The 21,106-nt window shown below is 67.5% G+C and carries 17 protein-coding genes; 16 read left to right on the top strand and 1 reads right to left on the bottom strand.

The window, feature by feature from the left end:
* Positions 1–70 precede the first annotated feature (70 nt).
* The 7 genes from proS to BW981_RS08795 all read left to right on the top strand — a co-directional run bounded on the left by proS (position 71) and on the right by BW981_RS08795 (position 9,313).
* The gene (gene proS / locus BW981_RS08825; protein ID WP_076438225.1) at positions 71–1,402 is read left to right on the top strand and encodes a proline--tRNA ligase; all 1,332 of its coding nucleotides are present in this window, start codon (positions 71–73) and stop codon (positions 1,400–1,402) included.
* Positions 1,399–2,688 carry a lipoprotein-releasing ABC transporter permease subunit gene (locus tag BW981_RS08820; RefSeq protein WP_076438222.1) on the top strand — a complete coding sequence of 430 codons (1,290 nt, stop codon included), beginning with the start codon at positions 1,399–1,401 and terminating at the stop codon, positions 2,686–2,688. The genes proS and BW981_RS08820 overlap by 4 nt, the downstream gene beginning before the upstream one ends.
* Positions 2,688–3,380 carry an ABC transporter ATP-binding protein gene (locus BW981_RS08815; RefSeq protein WP_076438219.1) on the top strand — a complete coding sequence of 231 codons (693 nt, stop codon included), beginning with the start codon at positions 2,688–2,690 and terminating at the stop codon, positions 3,378–3,380. The genes BW981_RS08820 and BW981_RS08815 overlap by 1 nt, the downstream gene beginning before the upstream one ends.
* 517 nt (positions 3,381–3,897) lie before the next feature.
* On the top strand, positions 3,898–7,371 hold the full coding sequence (gene dnaE / locus BW981_RS08810; protein ID WP_076438216.1) for a DNA polymerase III subunit alpha: 3,474 nt from the start codon (positions 3,898–3,900) through the stop codon (positions 7,369–7,371).
* A gap of 157 nt (positions 7,372–7,528) precedes the next feature.
* Entirely contained in the window at positions 7,529–8,155 is a 627-nt protein-coding gene (gene pncA, locus BW981_RS08805) for a bifunctional nicotinamidase/pyrazinamidase (RefSeq protein WP_083712253.1), read from the top strand.
* A gap of 9 nt (positions 8,156–8,164) precedes the next feature.
* The gene (locus BW981_RS08800) at positions 8,165–8,860 is read left to right on the top strand and encodes a helix-turn-helix transcriptional regulator (RefSeq protein ID WP_076438211.1); all 696 of its coding nucleotides are present in this window, start codon (positions 8,165–8,167) and stop codon (positions 8,858–8,860) included.
* A gap of 81 nt (positions 8,861–8,941) precedes the next feature.
* Positions 8,942–9,313 (top strand): VOC family protein, encoded by a 372-nt coding sequence (locus BW981_RS08795; protein ID WP_076438209.1) that lies wholly within the window; start codon positions 8,942–8,944, stop codon positions 9,311–9,313.
* A gap of 12 nt (positions 9,314–9,325) precedes the next feature.
* Here the strand turns inward: BW981_RS08795 and BW981_RS08790 are convergent, their stop codons facing one another.
* Complete coding sequence (locus BW981_RS08790; RefSeq protein WP_076438207.1) at positions 9,326–10,495, bottom strand: GGDEF domain-containing protein; 1,170 nt, start codon at positions 10,493–10,495, stop codon at positions 9,326–9,328.
* A 224-nt stretch (positions 10,496–10,719) separates the two neighbouring features.
* Here BW981_RS08790 and BW981_RS08785 point away from each other — a divergent pair, with 224 nt between their 5' ends.
* From BW981_RS08785 to bamA, 9 genes are all read left to right on the top strand, one after another.
* Positions 10,720–11,724 (top strand): 30S ribosomal protein S2, encoded by a 1,005-nt coding sequence (locus tag BW981_RS08785; protein WP_076438205.1) that lies wholly within the window; start codon positions 10,720–10,722, stop codon positions 11,722–11,724.
* Between the two features lie 174 nt (positions 11,725–11,898).
* Positions 11,899–12,822 carry a translation elongation factor Ts gene (gene tsf, locus BW981_RS08780; RefSeq protein WP_076438204.1) on the top strand — a complete coding sequence of 308 codons (924 nt, stop codon included), beginning with the start codon at positions 11,899–11,901 and terminating at the stop codon, positions 12,820–12,822.
* Positions 12,823–12,958: 136 nt separating this feature from the next.
* Positions 12,959–13,666: a UMP kinase gene (gene pyrH / locus BW981_RS08775; protein WP_076438202.1), complete on the top strand. Its 708-nt coding sequence runs from the start codon at positions 12,959–12,961 to the stop codon at positions 13,664–13,666.
* A gap of 142 nt (positions 13,667–13,808) precedes the next feature.
* Positions 13,809–14,372, top strand: coding sequence for a ribosome recycling factor (frr, locus tag BW981_RS08770; RefSeq protein WP_076438385.1), 564 nt, complete (start codon positions 13,809–13,811; stop codon positions 14,370–14,372).
* Positions 14,373–14,434: 62 nt separating this feature from the next.
* A complete protein-coding gene (locus BW981_RS08765) occupies positions 14,435–15,193 on the top strand; it encodes an isoprenyl transferase (RefSeq protein WP_076438201.1) in 759 nt (252 codons plus the stop codon).
* The gene (locus tag BW981_RS08760; protein WP_076438199.1) at positions 15,190–16,017 is read left to right on the top strand and encodes a phosphatidate cytidylyltransferase; all 828 of its coding nucleotides are present in this window, start codon (positions 15,190–15,192) and stop codon (positions 16,015–16,017) included. The genes BW981_RS08765 and BW981_RS08760 overlap by 4 nt, the downstream gene beginning before the upstream one ends.
* A gap of 5 nt (positions 16,018–16,022) precedes the next feature.
* Positions 16,023–17,201, top strand: a complete 1,179-nt coding sequence (gene dxr / locus BW981_RS08755) for a 1-deoxy-D-xylulose-5-phosphate reductoisomerase (protein WP_076438197.1) — start codon at positions 16,023–16,025, stop codon at positions 17,199–17,201.
* A 23-nt stretch (positions 17,202–17,224) separates the two neighbouring features.
* Positions 17,225–18,373: an RIP metalloprotease RseP gene (gene rseP, locus BW981_RS08750; protein WP_076438195.1), complete on the top strand. Its 1,149-nt coding sequence runs from the start codon at positions 17,225–17,227 to the stop codon at positions 18,371–18,373.
* A gap of 199 nt (positions 18,374–18,572) precedes the next feature.
* The gene (gene bamA / locus BW981_RS08745) at positions 18,573–21,101 is read left to right on the top strand and encodes an outer membrane protein assembly factor BamA (protein ID WP_076438193.1); all 2,529 of its coding nucleotides are present in this window, start codon (positions 18,573–18,575) and stop codon (positions 21,099–21,101) included.
* Positions 21,102–21,106 lie beyond the last annotated feature (5 nt).

Below are 21,106 nucleotides of genomic sequence, written 5' to 3'. Positions count from 1 at the left end.
CGATGGTGTCTCTGGCGTGAAGTGACTCGGGGTCCGGTCCCGATGCGTTCGCTCTCCGACAGGTTCCCCGATGCGTCTTTCCCGTTATTTCCTGCCCATTCTGCGCGACACGCCCAAGGAGGCGGAGATCGTCTCGCACCGCCTGATGCTGCGCGCCGGCATGATCCGCCAGGAATCGGCGGGCATCTATGCCTGGCTGCCGCTCGGCCTGCGCGTGCTCGACAAGATCTGCAAGGTCGTGCGCGAGGAGCAGAACCGCTCCGGTGCCGTCGAGATCCTGATGCCGACCATCCAGTCGGCCGATCTCTGGCGCGAGAGCGGCCGCTACGAGGCCTATGGCAAGGAGATGCTGCGCATCAAGGACCGGCACGACCGGGACATGCTCTACGGCCCGACCAATGAGGAGATGGTCACCGGCATCGTCCGCTCCTACGTCAAGTCATACAAGGACCTGCCGCTCAACCTCTACCACATCCAGTGGAAGTTCCGTGACGAGGTGCGTCCGCGCTTCGGCGTGATGCGCGGCCGCGAGTTCCTGATGAAGGATGCCTACTCCTTCGACCTCGACAAGGACGCGGCGCGCCACGCCTATAACCGGATGTTCACCGCCTATCTGCGGACCTTCGCGCGGCTCGGTCTGAAGGCGATCCCGATGAAGGCCGATACGGGCCCGATCGGCGGCGACCTCTCCCACGAATTCATCGTCCTCGCCTCGACCGGCGAGAGCGCGGTCTTCTGCCACAGCGACTACCTCACCTTCGACACGCCGGCGGCCGACACCGATTTCGACAGCGTGCCGGGCCTGCAGGGCATCGTCGACAAGTGGACGAGCCTCTATGCCGCCACCGAGGAGATGCACGACAAGCCTGCCTTCGACGCGATCCCTGAGGACAAGCAGGTCTCGGCGCGCGGCATCGAGGTCGGCCACATCTTCTATTTCGGCACCAAGTATTCCGAGCCCATGGGGGCGAGCGTCACCGGGCCGGATGGCCAGCAGGTCATGTTGCATGGCGGCTCCTACGGCATCGGGCCGAGCCGGCTCGTCGCCGCGTTGATCGAGGCCGGGCATGACGACGCCGGCATCGTCTGGCCCGACGAGATCGCGCCCTTCGACGTCGAGGTCATCAACCTCAAGGTCGGCGACGCCGCGACCGACGAGGCGAGCGAGCGCATCTACAAGCACCTGCTGTCCAGGGGCTATGACGCGCTCTACGACGACACGCAGGAGCGGCCCGGCGGCAAGTTCGCCACCGCCGACCTGATCGGCGTGCCCTGGCAGATCATCGTCGGCCCCAAAGGCCTGGCTGAGGGCAAGGTCGAGATCAAGCGCCGCGCCGGCGGTGAGCGCGAGACCGTCACGCTGGACGAGGCGCTGACCCGCTTCCAGGGTCGGGCCGCGTGAGCGACGTCGCGGACAGCGCCGACATCCCGACCGGCACGAAGGCTTTCGCCGGCTTCGAATGGCAGCTTGCCGGGCGCTATCTCCGGACGCGCCGGCGAGAGGGCTTCGTCTCGGTCATCGCGGGCTTTTCCTTTCTCGGCATCATGCTGGGCGTCGCGACGCTGATCATCGTCATGTCGGTGATGAACGGCTTCCGCATCGAGCTGCTCAGCAAGATCGTCGGCGTCAACGGCCATATCTTCGCGACCCCGATCGACCGGCCGCTCGACGATTACGATCCCGTCGCCGCCAGGCTGCGCGCCATACCGGGCATCAAGCTCGCCATTCCGCTGGTCGAAGGGCAGGCGCTGGCCTCCTCGCAGACCGGCAACAGCGGCGTGCTGGTGCGCGGCGTGCGCGAGGCGGATATCAAGTCGATCCCCTTCATCGGCGGCAACATCGTTTCCGGCACGCTGGAGGGCTTTGATACGACGCCCGGCGTCGCGATCGGCATCCGCCTCGCGAATGCGCTCGGCGTCCAGGTCGGCGACAGCATCACGCTGGTGACGCCGCAGGGGGCCTCCACGCCTTTCGGCACCGCGCCCCGCATCAAGGCCTATCCGGTGAAGGCGATCTTCCAGATCGGCATGACGGAGTTCGACGGCACCTTCGTCTACATGCCGCTGAACGAGGCCCAGGCCTATTTCAACCGCGACGGCGACGTGAACGTCATCGAGATCTTCGTCGACAATCCCGACAGGACCCAGGCGGTCCGCGACGCGATCGAGGCCAACGCCCCGCGGCCGCTCGTGCTGTCCGACTGGCGCCAGCGCAACCGCAGTTTCTTCAACGCGCTGGAAGTCGAACGCAACGTCATGTTCATCATCCTGACCCTGATCGTGCTGGTTGCGGCGCTGAACATCGTCTCGGGCCTGATCATGCTGGTGAAGGACAAGACCGAGGACATCGCCATCATGCGCACCATGGGCGCGACCAGCGGCTCCGTCCTGCGCGTCTTCCTGATCACGGGGGCGGCGATCGGCGTTTTCGGGACGCTGGCCGGCTTCGCGCTGGGGCTCGCCTTCTCGCACTACATCAAGTCGATCATGGCGGCGCTCAACTGGATCACGGGGGCCAATCTCTGGGATCCGACGGTGCGCTTCCTCAGCGACATTCCCTCGGTCATCGACTGGCGCGACGTGGTGAGCGTCGTGGCGATGGCACTGGTGCTCTCGCTGCTGGCGACGCTGTACCCCGCCTGGAAGGCGGCGCGGCTCGACCCGGTCAAAGCCTTGAGGATGGGCTGATGGCCGCGCAGGAGACGCCCGCGCTCTTCCTCTCGCAGGTCGAGCGCTTCTATCCCCAGGCCGACGCGCCGCTCGAGGTGCTGCGCAAGGCCGATTTCGCGCTGTGGCCGGGCGAGGTGGTGGCGCTGGTGGCCCCAAGCGGCACCGGCAAGTCGACGCTGCTCCATGTCGCCGGCCTGCTGGAGAAGCCCGATGCCGGCGAGGTCTTCGTCGGCGGGCTCGCCACCACCAGGCTCGACGACAAGGGCCGCACCCGCCTGCGCCGCACCGAGATCGGCTTCGTCTACCAGTTCCATCATCTACTGCCGGAGTTCACGGCGTTGGAGAACGTGGTGCTGCCACAGCGCATCCGCGGCCTGGGCAAGGCGGTGGCGGAGGAGCGTGCCAGCGAATTGCTGACCTTCCTTGGCCTCGGCGAGCGGCTCGACCATCTGCCGGGCGAATTGTCCGGCGGCGAGCAGCAGCGCGTCGCCATCGGCCGCGCGGTCGCCAACGGGCCGCGCCTCCTGCTTGCGGACGAGCCAACGGGCAATCTCGACCCCGGGACCGCGCAGCATGTCTTCGGCACGCTGATCGCGCTCGCCCGCGCCTCGGGGCTGGCGGCGCTGATCGCCACGCATAATCTCGACCTCGCCCACCGGATGGACCGACAGGTCACGATCCGCGACGGGCTGGTGGTGCCGCTGCGCTAGGCGCCATCTCGGCAGCGAATGCGGCCGCTTGGTGGCGGCGCGGAAGGTCCATGCCGGGGACCGCTCCGGTGGCGGCCGCCCTCGCGTCGGGTGGAAGCAAAGGTTCCGAATTCTCCATCGGCCTTGTCGGCACCATCTGCCGGCTTGCCGGGACGCGGCCCGCAGGACGACGGTCCGTTAACGGCCCGTTGACTCTCTCCGGCGGCTTCCAGGTTCGCTTCCGTCGCGGCAATTGACGAGAACAAAACAGGAACTAAATTGAACCTATCGAGAACGACGGAGGTTCACATGACTGCTGCCCGCAAGCTCGCCGCCGGCGTCGCCGAGATCGCATCGCTGGGGGTCTTCCTCGGCATGATCTGGCTCTGGGCCGCCATTCTCTCCGCGCCCCACGTCTGAGCGCGTCAGCAGCCATCCACAGCCGCCGGCTTGCGCCTGTGATCGCGGCTCGACGCGAAGGCCCGCCCGGCGCCATAACGGGAGCGGGCAGGTCGAGTCGAAAGCGCGGGAGCAGGGCATGAGCCGGGAAGCGGGCGAGGGGCGTATCCTCTCCGAGATCGGCTTCGTCCATCTCCATGTCCATTCGAGCTATTCGCTGCTCGAAGGGGCGATGACCGTCACGACGCTCGCCAAGATGGCGGCGGCCGATGGCCAGCCGGCGCTGGCGCTGACGGATACCGACAACCTCTTCGGCGCGCTGGAGTTTTCCGAGAAGCTGTCCGGCAGCGGGCTCCAGCCCATCGTGGGCGTGCAGCTATCCGTCGATTTCGCCGATGAGGGCGAGGGCAGGCGTCCGCTCCAGATGCAGCGGCTGCCGCATATCGTCCTGCTCGCCATGGATGAGGCCGGCTACGGCAACCTGATGAAGCTCGTCAGCGAGGCCGCGCTCGCGACCGGCGGCGCCGGCCAGCCGGTGACCACGGTCGAGCGCCTCGCGGCTTTCCAAAGCGGGCTGATCGCGCTGACAGGCGGCAGCGACGGCCCCGTCGATCTCGCGCTGCGCAACGGCCAACCGGCGCAGGCGGCGGCGCGGCTGGGTACGTTGGCCCGGATCTATGGCGACCGGCTCTATGTCGAGATCCAGCGGCATGGCCGCGACAACGAGGCGGCGCTGGAAGCTCATCTCCTGCGCCTGGCCTATGATTCCGACCTGCCGATCGTCGCGACGAACGAGCCCTTTTTCGCCAAGCCGGCGGATTTCGACGCGCATGACGCGCTGCTGGCTGTTGCGGAAGGGCGCCTCGTCTCCGATGGCACGCGCCGCCGCGTTTCGCCGGAGCACTATTTCGCCTCCCGCGCCGAGATGAAGAGGCGCTTCGCCGATCTGCCGGAAGCGCTGGCCAACACGGTCGAGATCGCGATGCGCTGCCATTGGCGCGTCACCACCCGCAAGCCGATCCTGCCGCGTTTCGGCGAGGAGGGGCGCGACGAGGCGGAGGAGCTGCAGGAGCAGGCCCGTGCGGGCCTCGCGGCGCGGCTCGCCAAGCATGGCCCCGCCCAGGGTTACAGCGTCGAGGATTATGAGAAGCGGCTCGATTTCGAGCTCTCGATCATCACCAGGATGAAATTCCCGGGCTACTTCCTGATCGTCTCGGACTTCATCAAATGGGCCAAGGCCCACGACATCCCGGTCGGGCCGGGGCGCGGCTCGGGCGCGGGCTCGCTCGTCGCCTATGCCCTGACGATCACCGACGTCGACCCGTTGCGCTTCGGCCTGCTGTTCGAGCGCTTTCTCAATCCCGATCGCGTCTCGATGCCGGACTTCGACATCGACTTCTGCCAGAATCGGCGCGAAGAGGTGATCGACTACGTCAAGCACCACTACGGGGCCGAGCGCGTCGCCCAGATCATCACCTTCGGCACGCTGCTCGCCCGCGGCGTGCTGCGCGATGTCGGCCGCGTCCTCGAAATGCCCTATGGCCAGGTCGACAAGCTGACCAAGCTCGTCCCGCAGAATCCGGCCAAGCCGATCTCGCTCAAGGACGCCATCGAGGGCGAGCCCAAGCTGCAGCAGGCGGCGGCCGAGGAGCCGATCGTCGCGCGGCTGCTGGAGATCGGCCAGAAGCTGGAAGGCCTGCACCGCCACGCCTCGACCCACGCTGCCGGCGTGGTGATCGGCGACCGGCCGCTGGAACAGCTCGTCGCGCTCTCGGTCGATCCGCGTACCGGCATGCGGGTCACCCAGTTCAACATGAAATGGGTCGAGCAGGCCGGGCTGGTGAAGTTCGACTTCCTCGGCCTCAAGACCCTGACGACGCTGACCACCGCGGTGAGGCTGATCAAGCAGCGCGATATCGACATCGACCTCGCCGATCTGCCCTTCGACGATCCGCCAACCTACGCGATGCTGGCCCGTGGCGAGACGGTCGGCGTGTTCCAGGTGGAATCGGTCGGCATGCGCAAGGCGCTGGTCGAGATGAAGGCCGACCGGATCGAGGACCTGATCGCGCTGGTCGCGCTCTACCGGCCGGGCCCGATGGACAACATCCCGACCTATTGCCGCCGCAAGCTCGGTCTGGAAGACCCCACCTATCTCCATCCCGGCATGGAGCCCTATCTGCGCGAGACCCACGGCATCATCGTCTACCAGGAGCAGGTGATGCAGGTCGCGCAGGCGCTGTCGGGCTATTCGCTCGGCGAAGCGGACCTTCTGCGCCGCGCCATGGGCAAGAAGATCAAGGCGGAGATGGACGCCCAGCGCGACCGCTTCGTGAAGGGCGCGATCGAGAACGGCATCAAGAACGACATCGCCTCGGAGATTTTCGACCTGCTGGCGAAGTTCGCCGATTACGGCTTCAACAAGAGCCATGCGGCGGCCTATGCCGTCGTCGCCTTCCAGACCGCCTATCTCAAGGCGAACTATCCGGTCGAGTTCCTCGCCGCGTCGATGACGCTCGACATGGGCAACACCGACAAGCTCTCGGAATTCCGCCGCGATGCCGAGCGGCTCGGCATCAAGGTCGAGCGACCCGCGATCAACCGCTCCGGCGTCGAATTCGACGTCGCCGACGGCAAGATCTTCTATGCGCTGGGCGCCATCAAGGGCGTCGGCACCGCGGCCGTGGAATCGCTGGTGGCCGCGCGGCAGGCCGGTGGCCCGTTCCGTGACCTCGCCGATCTCGCGCGCCGGATCGACACCAGGCTCGTCAACCGCCGCACGCTGGAAGCGCTGATCGCCGCCGGCGCCCTCGACGAGCTGATGGAGGACCGGGCGCGGGCCGTTGCGGCGCTCGACGGCATGCTGGCGCTCTCCAACCGCATCCGGGACGAGACGGCGGCCGGGCAGTTCGACCTGCTCGGAAACGGCGTGGTGCAGGAGCCCTTTCGCATTCCGCAGGTCGAGCCCTGGGCGCCTGCCGAGAAGCTGAAGCGCGAGCACGAGGCGGTCGGCTTCTTCCTCTCAGGTCATCCACTCGACGATTACGAGCATGTCCTGAAGCGGCTGCGCGTGCAGCGCTATGCCGATTTCGCCCAGACGGTGCGTGCCAACGGCACCGGCGTCGGCAAGGTCGCGGTCTCGGTCATCGACAAGTCGGAGCGGCGCACGAAGTCCGGCTCCAAGATGGGCATCGTCAACCTGTCGGATCCCAGCGGCCAGTTCGAGGCGGTGCTGTTCTCCGAAGGTCTGATGAAGCTGCGCGACCTGCTGGAGCCGGGCAGGGCGCTGGTGCTCCGGCTCTCGGCCGTGCTCGATGGCGAGGAGGTGCGCCCGCGCATCGAGGACGCCGAGGAACTCGACGGCCTCGCCGCGCGCCAGAAGCAGGACCTGCTGATCTATCTGCGCGACGAGAAGGCCGTGCCCTCCATCGCCGAGCGCATCCGGCCACGCGGCGATGCGGTGCGCTCGGACGGCAAGGTCTCGATCGTGATGATCCTCGACGACGGCGCCCAGGAGGTCGAGATCGAGCTGCCGGGGAAGTTTCCGGTCAGCCAGCAGATCGCGAACGCGGTGCGGGCCGCTCCCGGGGTGGTGAGCGTCGAGCTGCGCTAGGTGACATCTGTCGACTTCGGGAGCGGAGCACTTTGACGCGCGGCTGGGAGACCATAACGTGGCCGAGCCGTTGGAGGTCAACAGGCGCAAGCTGCTCACCGGTGCGACGGTGACCGCAGCGGCGGCCGCCGGCGGGGCAAAGGCTCAGGAGAAACCGATGATTGGCGAACGGACGGTGCTCATCGTCGTCGACGTCCAGAACGACTTCTGCCCGGGCGGCAGCCTCGCCGTGACGGGCGGGGACGAGGTTGTTCCGGTCATCAATGCGCTGGGCAAGCGCTTCGCCCATGTGGTCATGACGCAGGATTGGCATCCCGCCGGCCATTCCTCCTTCGCCTCCAGCCATGCCGGCAAGACGCCGTTCGAGACGGTCGAGATGCCCTATGGCCGGCAGGTGCTCTGGCCGGACCATTGCGTCCAGGGCTCAAGGGGGGCCGAGTTCCATCCCGGTCTGGCGCTGCCTCACGCGCAGGCGGTGATCCGCAAGGGCAATCGCGGCGAGATCGACAGCTATTCCGGCTTCGTCGAGGCGGACCGCAGGACGCCGACCGGCCTCACCGGCTATCTCCGGGAGCGCGGCTTCCTGCGCGCCGTCATCGCCGGGCTCGCCACCGATTTCTGCGTCAGCTGGACCGCGCAGGATTCGGCCGCCGCCGGCTTCGAGACCTATGTGGTGGAGGACGCCTGCCGCGCTATCGACCTCGACGGCTCGCTCGACAAGGCCTGGGCCGCGATGGCGGAGGTCGATGTCATGCGGATCAGGGCCGCAGACCTCGCAGGCTGAGCCGATCCCGTGTCTCGCGCGGAACGCCTCCTCGATCTGGTGCAGCTGCTGCGCCGTCACCGCCGCCCGGTCTCCGGCAGGCGCCTGGCCGACGAGCTCGGCGTCAGCATCCGCACGCTCTACCGCGACATCGTCACGCTCCAGGGGCAGGGCGCGCCGATCGAGGGGGAGCCGGGTCTGGGCTATGTGCTGAAGCCCGGCTTCATGCTGCCACCCCTGATGTTCGGCGAGGATGAGATCGAGGCGCTGCTGCTCGGCTCGGGCTGGGTCGCGGACCGCGCTGATGGTCCGCTGGCGCTGGCGGCACGCGATGCGATGGCCAAGATCGTCGCGGTGCTGCCGCCCGATCTCACCCGGCGGGTCGAGGAGGCGGTCCTGATGGTCGGCCCCGGCCGTCCGCTCGCCGACATGATGCAGATTGATCTCGCCCTCGTTCGGCGCACGATCCGGGCCGAACGGAAGGCGTTGATCGCCTATGGCGACGGGGAAGGGCGCATGAGCGAGAGGCTCGTCTGGCCTTTGGCCCTGTCCTTCTTCGACCATGTCCGGATCCTGATCGCCTGGTGCGAGCTGCGGCAGGATTTCCGCCATTTCCGTGCCGATCGGATCGGCCGCTTCGAGCCCAGCGAGACGCGCTACCCACAGCGTCGCGCGGCGCTGCTCAAGAACTGGCGCGAGCAGGAAGGCGTTCCTTCGCCGCGGTGACAGACGCTGCCGGAAATTGGCAGCATCTGCATCTAGCCTCCGGACCGTTCGAGACGTCTCGGACCCGACCCGGAGAGCCCCATGTTCGACGCCCATTTCATCCTGCTGCATGTCGAAAGCCCCGCCGACAGCGCGCGCTTCTACGAGGACCTGCTGGGCATGCCGCCTCTGGAGCAGTCGCCGACCTTCGCGATGTTCGCGCTGCCATCGGGCACGCGTCTCGGCCTGTGGTCGCGCGATACCGTCGAGCCGGCTGCCACGGCAAAGGGCGGGGCCGCCGAGATCGCGATGGTGGTGCCCTCCGCCGGGGCGGTGGACGCGGCCCATGCGGACTGGCGCAGCCGCGGCATCGCGATCCTCCAGGAGCCGGCCGATCTCGATTTCGGCCGGACCTTCACGGCGGCGGATCCGGACGGCCATCGCCTGCGCGTCTTCTGCCCTTTGGAGCGATGAGGGAGGGGACGTTCAGGCGCGAGCGGGCGTCAACTGGGCCTGAACCCGGTCGCGCCCGAGCTTTTTCGCCCGGTACAGCGCCGCATCCGCCTCTTCGAGCAATTCGGTGACGGCACGGCTGCCGATCTCCGCTTCCGTCACGCCGATGCTCAGCGTCGGCCGGATGGGCCACTGTTTGCGCGGCGCCATCGCGTCGCGGAAAGCTTCGCGGAGCCGTTCCGCAACGGCCATCGCCTCTTGGGTGCCGAGACCCGGCAGCACGACCACGAACTCGTCGCCGCCCTGTCGCGCGATGATGTCGTGGGCGCGCAGCATCTTGCGGGCGACATCCGCGAAAAGCAGCAGCACCTCGTCGCCCGCCGCATGGCCGGCGCCGTCGTTGACGGTCTTGAAATGATCGACATCGGCCACGAGCAGCGAGGCGCGGCGAGTGCTGGGGCCGCCGCGCCGCGCCAGCGCGGCCAGCTCCTCGTAGAGCCCCCAGCGGTTGAGCAGTCCGGTCAGCGGATCGCGCCGGGCGAGTGTCGTCAGCGTGTCGTTGCTGCGTTCCGCGACGAGCAGGAACAGGGCATTCCCGCGCAGCACCGCAAATCCGATGCCGGATGCGGCAGCCCAGCTCTGGACCGGCGCCTCGGGCGGAAAGAGCGTCGTCTGGCTGCCGTCGGCCACCACCGAAATCGCCCTGACCGCGTAGAGCAGCACAGTCGGCGCAAAGAAGCCTGCCAGAATCCAGCCGGAGCGCAGGCGCTCGCGCCGAGCCAGCTGGACCCCCTCCCGAACGATCGCGCCATCGCAGATTGCCAGGATGATCGCCATGACCACAACCCGGCCGGCGAAGCCGTCCTCGCCCGGCATCGCCGCCAGCGCGATCCAGACCGCGGCGAGGGTGGCGGCGAACAGCCCCCAGCTCGACGACTTGCCGGCGAAGCTGCGCACGCCGAACAGCAGCAGCAGCGCTCCGGCGACGTTGATGGTGTTTCCGAACTCGACCGAGACGATGTCGGGGATGCGCCCCCGCAGGGCGCTGCAGAGCAGGCCGGTGCCGATGCAGAGGCTGCTGATGCCCCACCAGGCCGGCCAGCGCGTGAAACGCCCGGTGGCGAAAGCCAGCAGCAGCGTCGCGCCGATGACATAGCATGTCACGGCGCCGCTGATGAAGATGGTCCGCAGATCGAGGATCACGAGATCGAAAGGCCCGCCGCCAGCACGCGGGTTTTCTCCTAGCGGGAGGAGAACCCAGCGTCACCATGCCGTAGCGGCACTTGCAAACGCCGGAGATGGCGTGTATGGCGCGCCTCATTCCACATGGGGAGCATCACCTCGACACCGAGGCGTTCCGGTGATCGGTCAGCCTATGGCCGTTTCATTCGCACCCCAGAGGCACAACCGGAAGGACGAAGAATACCATGGCACTGCCCGATCTCTCGATTCGCCAGCTCCTCGAAGCCGGCGCGCATTTCGGCCACCAGTCGCACCGCTGGAACCCGAAGATGTCCCCCTACATCTTCGGCACCCGCAACAACATCCACATCCTCGATCTGTCGCAGTCGGTGCCGATGCTGCACCGCGCCCTGCAGGCCGTGTCGGACACCGTCGCCAAGGGCGGCCGCGTGCTCTTCGTCGGCACCAAGCGCCAGGCTCAGGACGCGATCGCCGACGCCGCCAAGCGCTCGGCGCAGTATTACGTCAACTCCCGCTGGCTCGGCGGCATGCTGACCAACTGGAAGACCATCTCGGCTTCGATCCAGCGCCTGCGCAAGGTCGACGAGCTGCTCAACGCTGGCGGCGGCTCTGGCCTGACCAAGAAGGAGCGTCTGATGCTGTCGCGTGAGCGCGACAAGCTGGAAAAGGCGCTCGGTGGCATCAAGGACATGGGCGGCACGCCCGACATGATCTTCGTGATCGACACCAACAAGGAAGCCCTCGCGATCAAGGAGGCCCAGCGCCTCGGCATCCCGGTCGCCGCGATCATCGACTCCAACTCGGATCCGGACGGCATCACCTTCCCGGTCCCGGCCAATGACGACGCCGGCCGCGCCATCGCGCTCTATTGCGACCTCGTCGCACGCTCGGCCATCGACGGCCTCGGCCGCGCCTCGGGCGACCAGGGCGTCGATCTCGGTGCCTCGGAGGCCCCGATGGTCGAGGAGGCGATCGAGCCGGCCGCGGGCGAGAGCCAGGGCTTCGAGATGCTGACCGCTCCGCGCGGCGCCCCGGACGACCTGACCAAGCTCTCGGGCATGGGCCCCGATGCCGTGCAGAAGCTCAACGACGGCGGCATCTACCACTTCTGGCAGGTCGCGGCGATGACCCCGGCCGACGTGACCAAGGTCGATCACGACCTGAAGCTCGGCGGCAAGATCGAGCGCGAAGGCTGGGTCGCCCAGGCGCGCGACCTCGCCGACGCCTGATCCAGGCTTCCTGATCGCGGCGCGTCATCGGCGCGTCGCAATCACCTTCGATTTGATGCCGATCAGCGCCGACGGCCGGAAACGGAGCGTCGGCGTTTTCCCATCCGGCATCGAGATGACCGAGGCGCGGTCCGCCGTGAGGCGCCGGCCGCAACCACAGCAAGGACAAGACAGATGGCAGCGATCACCGCCGCACTCGTGAAGGAACTCCGCGACAAGACAGGCGCGGGCATGATGGACTGCAAGGCCGCTCTCTCCGCCAATGACGGCAATCTGGAAGCCGCCGTCGACTGGCTGCGTGCCAAGGGCCTCGCCAAGGCCGCCAAGAAAGCTGGCCGCGTCGCCGCCGAGGGCCTCGTCGCCGTCGCGGTGCAGGGCACCGAGGGCGTCGTCGTCGAGGTCAACTCCGAGACGGACTTCGTGGCGCGCAACCCCGAGTTCCAGGCGCTCGCCAAGACCATCGCCGATGTCGCGCTCGAGCGCGGCGGCGATGTCGAGGCGCTGCTCGGCCATCACTATCCGGGCGGTGACACCGTGCAGGTGGCGATCGCCAATGCCATCGCCACCATCGGCGAGAACATGACGCTCCGCCGCGTCGCCTCGCTCAAGGTGTCGTCGGGCGTGATCGGCTCCTATGTGCACGGCGCGATCGCCGACGGCCTGGGCAAGATCGGCGTCATCGTCGCGCTGGAATCGACCGCCAAGTCGGACGAGCTCGCCACGCTGGGCCGCCAGCTCGCCATGCATGTCGCGGCGACCAACCCGGTCGCGCTCGATCTGGCCTCCGTCGCCCCCGAGGTTCTGGAGCGCGAAAAGGCGATCCTGGCCGAGAAGAACGCCGGCAAGCCCGCCAACGTGCTCGAGAAGATCACGGACAGCGGCCTGAAGAGCTACGCCAAGGAAAACTGCCTGCTCGAGCAGGCCTATATCCATGACGGCTCGAAGTCGGTCTCGCAGGTCCTCAAGGAAATCGAGGGCAAGGTCGGCGCTCCGGTGAAGCTCACCGGCTTCGCCCGCTACGCGCTCGGCGAAGGCATCGAGAAGGAAGAGCAGGACTTCGCCGCCGAAGTCGCCGCCGCTGGCGGCACCACCGGCTGACCGGCCGTTCCGGATGAATTGCCGGGCTGACAAGCCCGGTGCGAAATGACAGAAAGGCCGCGCATCGCGCGGCCTTTCTTTTTGAGGGCAGGCCCGCGGCCGGAACAGCCTGCACAGCATCACGGAGAGCCCATCGATGAGACCCCAACGCGTTCTCGTGAAGCTCTCCGGCGAAGCCCTGGCCGGGCCGCAGGGCTCCGGCCTCGACGGCGTGACGCTGACGGCTCTGGCCGCCGACATCGCCCATGCGGCGCATGAAGGCGTCGAGATCGGCATCGTCGTCGGCGGCGGCAATTTCTTCCGCGGCGTGCAGGGCCTGAACAAGGGCCTCGACCGCACGACCGCCGACTCGATCGGCATGCTCGGCACGGTCATGAACGCGCTCGCCCTCGAGCACGCCATCGAGGCGGCCGGCGCGCCGGCGCGCGCCATGTCGGCTGTGCCGATGCCCTCGCTCTGCGAGAGCTACGCCCGCAAGCGCGCGCTCGACCATCTGACCAACGGCAAGGTGGTGATTCTCGGCGGCGGCACCGGCAATCCCTATTTCACGACCGATACCGGCGCCGCCCTGCGCGCGGCCGAGCTCGGCTGTTCCCATCTGCTCAAGGCGACGCAGGTCGACGGAGTCTACAGCGCCGATCCGAAAAAGGATCCGAGCGCGACCCGATACGACACGCTGACCCATGAGGATGCGATCAAGCGCGACCTCAAGGTGATGGACACGGCCGCCTTCGCGCTCGCGCGGGATGCCGGCCTGACCATCGTCGTCTTCTCCATCGCCGAGAAGGGCGCGCTTGCCGCCGTGCTGCGGGGCGAGGGCAGGGCGACCTACGTCACTCCCTGAGGCGTCGGTCGCCGCCGCCGAGCTTGCCGCGCCGGCGCGCTTGGCTCACTCTCGCGGTGCAACGGCATGTAATTCTTGACCATGGGCGCCCTCGCGGCCATGGTCGCGCCGATTTTGAATGACCCGCAAGGTTCTGATTGAAATGGCCCAGACGACGTTCGACCTCGCCGACATCAAGCGCCGCATGGGCGGCGCCGTCCAGTCCTTCAAGAGCGATCTCGCCTCGCTGCGCACCGGCCGCGCCTCCGCCAACATCCTCGACCCGATCACGGTCGAGGCCTATGGCGCCCGCACGCCGCTGAGCCAGCTTGCCACCGTGAGCGTGCCGGAGCCGCGCCTGCTCAGCGTGCAGGTCTGGGACCGCTCGATGACCAACGCTGTCGAGAAGGCCATCCGCGAATCCGATCTCGGTCTGAACCCGCAGACCGAGGGCCAGGTGCTGCGCATCCGCATCCCGGAACTGAACGAGCAGCGCCGCAAGGAGATGGTCAAGGTCGCGCATAAATACGCCGAAGAGGCGAAGGTCGCCGTGCGCCATGTCCGCCGCGACGGCATCGACGTGGTCAAGAAGCTGGAGAAGGACGGCGACATGACCAAGGACGACGCCGCCAAGAACTCCGACCTCGTCCAGAAGGCGACCGACCAGCACATCGCCGAGATCGACCAGGCGCTGGCGGCGAAGGAAAAGGAAATCCTGCACGTCTGAGCCTGCGGCCGCCCGCAAGGCGGCTCAGCCTCCCTCCCGGCAGCCCAGCGAGGCTCATCCGCATGTCATCCGCCCCGCACGACACGGGCACTGCGAACCCGGCCCATGTCGCCATCATCATGGATGGCAATGGCCGCTGGGCGAAGATGCGCGGCCTGCCGCGCCAGGAAGGGCATCGGCGGGGGCTGGAAGCGCTGCGCCGCACCGTGCGCAACGCGAGCGATCTCGGCCTCTCGGTCCTGACTCTCTACAGCTTTTCCACCGAGAACTGGCGCCGGCCCCATGCCGAGGTCAGCTTCCTGATGGGGCTGCTCAAGCATTTCGTCGAGAAGGACCTGTCTGAGCTGGCCGACGCCAATGTCCGGGTACGCATCATCGGCAATCGCGAGGACCTGCCGGCCGATCTGCGCCGCCTCGTCGAGCATGCCGAGGCGCGCACGGCGGACAAGACCGGGCTCATCCTGGTGATCGCCTTCAATTACGGCGCCCGCGACGAGATCCTGCGCGCCGCCCGCAAGCTCGCGGCCGGGGTCGCCGCCGGCCGGCTGGCACCTGACGCGATCGACGAAGCGGCGCTGTCGGCGAGCCTCGACACCTGGGACCTGCCGGACCCGGAGCTGGTGATCCGCACCTCCGGCGAGACGCGCATCTCCAACTTCCTGCTCTGGCAGTCGGCCTATGCCGAATTCGTGTTCACGCCGGTGCTCTGGCCGGATTTCGACCGTGCCGCCTTCGAGGATGCGCTCGCCCAGTACCGCGGGCGGGAGCGCCGTTTCGGCGGGCTCGGCGCAGCCGCCCTGCGCAGCGTGGACGTGGCGTGAACGAACCCGCGCCAGCAGCACCGAAACCCGGCGGCGAACTGAGGCTGAGGATCGTCTCGGCGCTGGTTCTTGCGGCTGGCATCCTGGCCGTGACCCTGTGGGGCGGCTGGCCCTTCCGGCTGGTCTGGGTCCTCGTCGCCGGCGTCGTCGCCTATGAATGGCTTTCGATCATCCGCTGCGCCAACGCGGTGGCGGGCGCAGCCGCAGTCGTCGTTGCCGGGCTCGTTCTGGCCCTGCTGCCGATCGCTCCCCCCGCTCTGGCTGGCGTAGCCGCGCTTGCGGCCCTGCTCGGCGCCATCGCCGCGCCGATCATGTCGGCGCGCCTGGCGCTGGAGCTCTGCGGCGTCGCCTATGCGCTCGCTTTCGCGCTGGTCACCCCGGCCTTGCGCGACCGGCCGGCGATCGGCCTCGCGCTGATTCTGTGGAGTTTCGCGGTGGTCTGGCTGACGGATATCGCGGCTTACTTCACCGGGCGCGCACTCGGCGGTCCGAAGCTGATGCCGAGCGTCAGCCCGAAGAAGACCTGGTCGGGCGCGATCGGCGGGACACTGGCGGGCGTGCTGGCCGGGTGCCTCGTCTGGATCTGGCTCGCGCCCGAGCATGAAAATCCCTCGCTCGGCCTCGTGGCAGCCGCGTCACTCCTCGCCTCGGTCGCCAGCCAGGCCGGCGATCTCTACGAATCCGCGTTGAAGCGCCGCTTCGGCACGAAGGATTCCAGCGGCCTGATCCCCGGCCATGGCGGCTTCCTCGACCGGCTCGACGGTTACTGGGCGGTGATGGTGCTGGCCGGGCTCGCCTTCCTCGCATTTTCTCTCGTTTCCTGAAGCCGATGCAGCCGCGTTCCGTCACCTTGTTGGGAGCCACCGGCTCCGTCGGCCGCTCGGTCTGTGACGTCGTGGCGGAAAACCCCGGGCGGCTGTCGATCGAGACGGTCGTCGGCGGTCGCGATGCGCTGAGCCTGGCCCGCCTCGCGATCGAGACGAAGGCGCGCTTTGCCGCGCTGGCAGACGAAACGGCAGCGGACGCGCTCAGCCGGGCCTTGGCCGGCACGGGCATCGCCAGCGGGGCAGGGCGTTCTGCCGTGCTGGAGGCGGTCGCCCGGCCATCGGAGATCGTCGTCAGTGCGATTTCGGGAGCCGCCGGCCTCGAGGCCACCTTTGCGGCGTTGATGCCCGGCCGTGTGCTGGCTCTGGCCAACAAGGAGAGCCTCGTCTGCGCCGGCGAGGCGGTCATGTCCCGCGCCCGGGCGGTCGGGGCCAGGCTGCTGCCGCTCGATTCCGAGCATAACGCGCTCTTCCAGGTGCTGGGGAGCGAGCCGATCGAGTCCGTGCGCGGCATGACCCTGACCGCGTCGGGCGGCCCGTTCCGCACCTGGAGCGCGGAGGAGATCGCGCAGGCACGGCCCGAGCAGGCGCTGAAGCATCCGAATTACGCGATGGGCGCCAAGATCACGATCGATTCGGCCAGCATGATGAACAAGGGGCTGGAGCTGATCGAGGCGCGCTTCCTGTTCGGCCTGCGGCCGGAACAGCTCGACGTGCTGGTCCATCCCCAGCAGATCGTGCACGGGCTCGTCACCTTCCGGGACGGCTCGGTCAGCGCCGGCATGGCGGTGCCCGACATGCGCGTCGCGGCGGCCCATTGCCTCGGCATCGACGGGCGGCTCGACGCGCCGCCGGCCCGCTTCTTCGATCTGGCCCTGCAGGAGCCGCTCGCCTTCGAGCGCCCCGACCTCCAGCGCTTTCCGGCTCTGGCGCTGGCGATCGCGGCGCTGGCGGAGGGTGGGCCGAAGCCGGCGATCCTCAACGCGGCCAACGAGGTGGCGGTCGCGGCCTTCCTCGCCGGCCGCATCCCGTTCCCCGGCATCGCTGCCCTGGTCGAGCGTGTCTGCGCGCAGGATGCGCCGGCGCAGGCGCCCCGCGACATCGCCGAAGCGCTCGCCATTGACCATGATGCGCGGCGAAGGGCCGCCTCGCTCTTGTCGCAGGCGCCTTTCGCTGTCACCTAAGGGGCCAGCATCAGGAGCCCTTCATGGACATTTTGGCATCGTTCGGCGGCACGGGTCTCGCCGTTCTCGGTTATGTGGTGCCGTTCCTGTTCGTGTTGACGCTCGTCGTCTTCGTCCACGAATTCGGCCATTTCATTGTCGGCCGCTGGTGCGGCGTCGACGTCAAGACCTTCTCCATCGGCTTCGGCCGGGAGCTCTTCGGCTTCAATGATCGCCACGGCACGCGCTGGCGCTTCGCCCTGATCCCGCTGGGCGGCTATGTGAAGTTCTCTGGCGACGCCGACGTGTCCAGCGCGCCGGATCAGGAGGCGGTCGGCCGCATGACGGCGCAGGAGCGCGAACGCTCCTTCCCGGCGCAGTCGATCGGCGAGCGTGCGGCCATCGTGGCGGCCGGACCCATCGCCAACTTCATCCTCGCGATCGCGATCTTCGCCGCCTCCGCCTTCATCTTCGGCAAGCCTGTTCTGTCTCCGCGAGTCGATTCGCTCGTCGCGGGCGGCGCCGCCGAGCAGGCGGGGCTGAAGCCCGGAGACCTCGTCGTCGCGATCGATGGTCACGAGATCCACAGTTTCGCGGACATGCAGCGCGTCGTCTCCATGCGCCCCGGCGAGCGGATCGAGCTCACGGTCACGCGGGCGGGCAGCGATGTCACGCTCTCGGTGACGCCGGCCCTGGCCGAGGTCAGTTCGCCGATCGGCAAGCAGCGCATCGGCGTCATCGGCGTCAGGGCATCTTCCAGGCCGGACGACTGGACGACCCAGCATTTCGGCCTGCTCGAATCGATCAGGGAAGGCGGTGTCCAGAGCTGGTCGATCGTCACGCAGACCTATGACTACATCTCGAGGCTGGTGCAGGGGCGGGCGTCCACCGACCAGCTGTCGGGGCCGATCCGCATCGCGCAGGTCTCGGGGGCGGTCGCCTCGAATGCCGGGCTGCTCGGCCTGATCAACCTGGCCGCCGTCCTGTCGGTCTCGATCGGCCTGATGAACCTCTTTCCCGTGCCGATGCTCGATGGCGGGCATCTGATGTTCTATCTCTACGAGGCGGTGCGCGGACGGCCCCTGAGCCCGCGCGCTCAGGAGATCGGTTTCCGGGTCGGCCTTGCCCTCGTGCTGATGCTGATGCTGTTCGTGACCTGGAACGACCTCGTCCATGTCAAGGGACTGCTCTGACGCGTTCCGACCGGGGCCGCGGCGACGCCGTGGCCTCCAGGCAACGAGGACCCTAAAAATACTTTGTTAACGCTGATGGCGGTTTGCACCCGTCATGAAACTTTGTAGAAGCAATCGCACTGCAAATGTCCCGTACTGCCATCTCCCTATGGCGGTCCCCGTTCGGGGTGGTGACCAGAGAAATGGAATAGGCGACCCGATGACGTCGACCCAAAAGAGCCGGACGACCAAGGCGGCTCTCTCGCGATCGATCGGACTTTCGGCTTTGATTCTGGCCGTGAGTGGTGGTGTGGCGTTTGCGCAGGCCGTGACGGTCCGCGGCAACCAGCGCGTCGATGCGGAGACGATCCGTTCCTACGTTCAGGGCCGCGACAATCCGCAGGAGATCCGCGAGAGCCTTCTGGCGACCGGTCTTTTCAGCAGCGTTCAGGTTTCCCGCAGCGGCGGCGGCTATGTGATCGCGGTGCGCGAGCAGGGCGGCACGGTCAACCGCGTCGCCTTCGAGGGCAACAAGCGGCTGAAGAGCGATCAGCTCTCGCCGATCGTGCAGTCCAAGGCCGGCGGCCCGCTCAACCAGACGCTGATCAATTCCGATGCCGAGCGCATCAAGGAAGCCTACCGCCGCGTCGGCTACGGCCTGTCATCGGTCACCGGCCGGGTCGTGACCCTCCCGAACGGTCGCGAGGACGTCGTCTTCACGATCAGCGAGAGCGGCAAGACCGGCATCAAGCAGATCAACTTCACCGGCAACAACATCTATTCCGCCGGGCGCCTGCGCGGCCTGATGCAGTCGACCGAATCGAACTTCCTGAGCTGGATCAAGACCTCGGACGTCTATGACCCCGAGCGCATCAGCTCGGACCTCGACCTGATCCGCCGCTTCTACCTGAAGAACGGCTATGCCGATTTCCAGATCGTCAACGAGACCGCGCGCTTCGACGATGCGGTTGGCGGCTGGGTCATCGACATCGCGGTGTCGGAAGGCCCGCAGTACAAGGTCGGCAATGTCGCGGTCGATTCCTCGCTGCGGGATGTCGATGCCGGACGTCTGCAGCGCTATGTCGCCACCTCCCGCGGCGACACCTACAATGCCGAGGCGGTCGAGAAGTCTCTCGTCGCGCTGACGACGGAAGTCGCCCGTGAGGGCCATCCCTTCGCCCAGGTTCGCCCGCGCGGCGACCGCGATTCCGCCGGCAACCTCATCGGCATCACCTATGTCATCGACGAAGGCCCGCGGGTCTATGTCGAGCGCATCAATGTGCGCGGCAACACCCGGACCCGCGATTACGTCATCCGCCGCGAACTCGATATGGGTGAGGGCGACGCCTACAACAAGGTGATGGTCGATCGCGCCGAGCGTCGCCTCAACAATCTCGGCTTCTTCCAGAAGGTGCGCATCACCAACGAACCTGGCACTGCGCCGGATCGCGTGGTGGTCAACATCGATGTCGAGGACAAGGCGACCGGTTCGTTCTCCGTCGCTGGCGGCTACTCGACATCGGACGGCGTCATCGGCGAAGTCTCGCTGTCGGAGTCGAACTTCCTCGGTCGCGGCCAGTTCGTGCGCATTGCCGGCACGCTCGGCCAGCGTACGCAGGGTGTGGATTTCTCCTTCACCGAGCCCTATTTCCTCGGTTACCGCGTGGCGGCAGGCATCGACCTGTTCTCCAAGTACCAGGACAACTACAACACCGGCCGCTATTCGAGCCGCGTGACGGGCGGTCAGCTGCGCTTCACCTTCCCGATCACGGAAGAGTTCTCGATCACGCCGCGGTATTCGATCTACACGACCGAGATCAAGATCCCGAACACGGTCAGCAATCCCTATAACGATTGTACCTATCCGATCGCGGGCATCACGCCCGGTACCGCTGGCGCCATTGGCTCGAACAGCACCTACAACTGCGTGACCAACGGCGAAGCCTCGGTTGCGGTGAAGGAGGCGCAGGGCTCGACCCTGACCTCCCTGGTCGGCCTGAACTTCAACTACAACTCGCTCGACAACGTCCAGCAGCCGCGCAACGGCTTCGTCGCGGAGCTGAAGCCGGAATTCGCGGGTCTTGGCGGCGATTCGAAGTTCCTGCGCATCGCGGCCGATGCCCGCTATTATCGCGAGCTCTTCGACGACGTCGTCGGCTTCCTGCGGGTCCAGGGCGGTCACGTCCAGGCCACCAGCGGCAATCTGCGCATGGCGGACCACTACTTCCTCGGCCCGTCACTGGTTCGCGGCTTCGCCTCGTCCGGCATCGGCCCGCGTGACGTGCGCAGCGACCCGACGGCGAACGCGCTCGGCGGCACCACCTATTTCGGCGGCACCGCCGAACTGCAGTTCCCGATCTTCGGCCTGCCGCGTGACCTCGGTCTGCGCGGCGCGGTCTTCGCGGATGCCGGCACGCTGTTCAACTACGATGGCGGTTCGAGCGCGATCAGCCCCGGCTTCCTGGGTTGCCCGGCCGGCTCGGCAGCACGGCAGTTCAACGTCGTGACGGGCGGTGGCGTCTACGGCCAGTCGAACGTGGCCTGCGTGCGCGACAAGAACGTCCTGCGCTCCTCGGTCGGCGTGAGCCTGCTCTGGCAGTCGCCGCTTGGCCCGATCCGCTTCGACTATGCCTTCGCCCTGACTCGCGACAAGGGGCAGATCGGCACCGACCCGCAGACGGGCATCACCGCACGTTACGGCGGCGACCGCATGCAGGCCTTCCGCTTCTCCGGCGGCACACGCTTCTGACGATG

It is taken from the genome of Allobosea sp. TND4EK4 (genome assembly GCF_900156025.1).
Taxonomy (GTDB): domain Bacteria; phylum Pseudomonadota; class Alphaproteobacteria; order Rhizobiales; family Beijerinckiaceae; genus Allobosea.
This window is presented reverse-complemented; position numbering and strand designations above follow the sequence as displayed.

What these genes read in the sequence shown, in the direction of transcription:
- proS (WP_076438225.1), top strand. Translation starts at nt 71, where the DNA reads ATGCGTCTTTCCCGTTATTTCCTGCCCATTCTGCGCGACACGCCCAAG.
- BW981_RS08815 (WP_076438219.1), top strand. Translation starts at nt 2,688, where the DNA reads ATGGCCGCGCAGGAGACGCCCGCGCTCTTCCTCTCGCAGGTCGAGCGC.
- dnaE (WP_076438216.1), top strand. Translation starts at nt 3,898, where the DNA reads ATGAGCCGGGAAGCGGGCGAGGGGCGTATCCTCTCCGAGATCGGCTTC.
- pncA (WP_083712253.1), top strand. Translation starts at nt 7,529, where the DNA reads ATGATTGGCGAACGGACGGTGCTCATCGTCGTCGACGTCCAGAACGAC.
- BW981_RS08795 (WP_076438209.1), top strand. Translation starts at nt 8,942, where the DNA reads ATGTTCGACGCCCATTTCATCCTGCTGCATGTCGAAAGCCCCGCCGAC.
- BW981_RS08785 (WP_076438205.1), top strand. Translation starts at nt 10,720, where the DNA reads ATGGCACTGCCCGATCTCTCGATTCGCCAGCTCCTCGAAGCCGGCGCG.
- tsf (WP_076438204.1), top strand. Translation starts at nt 11,899, where the DNA reads ATGGCAGCGATCACCGCCGCACTCGTGAAGGAACTCCGCGACAAGACA.
- pyrH (WP_076438202.1), top strand. Translation starts at nt 12,959, where the DNA reads ATGAGACCCCAACGCGTTCTCGTGAAGCTCTCCGGCGAAGCCCTGGCC.
- frr (WP_076438385.1), top strand. Translation starts at nt 13,809, where the DNA reads ATGGCCCAGACGACGTTCGACCTCGCCGACATCAAGCGCCGCATGGGC.
- BW981_RS08765 (WP_076438201.1), top strand. Translation starts at nt 14,435, where the DNA reads ATGTCATCCGCCCCGCACGACACGGGCACTGCGAACCCGGCCCATGTC.
- dxr (WP_076438197.1), top strand. Translation starts at nt 16,023, where the DNA reads ATGCAGCCGCGTTCCGTCACCTTGTTGGGAGCCACCGGCTCCGTCGGC.
- rseP (WP_076438195.1), top strand. Translation starts at nt 17,225, where the DNA reads ATGGACATTTTGGCATCGTTCGGCGGCACGGGTCTCGCCGTTCTCGGT.
- bamA (WP_076438193.1), top strand. Translation starts at nt 18,573, where the DNA reads ATGACGTCGACCCAAAAGAGCCGGACGACCAAGGCGGCTCTCTCGCGA.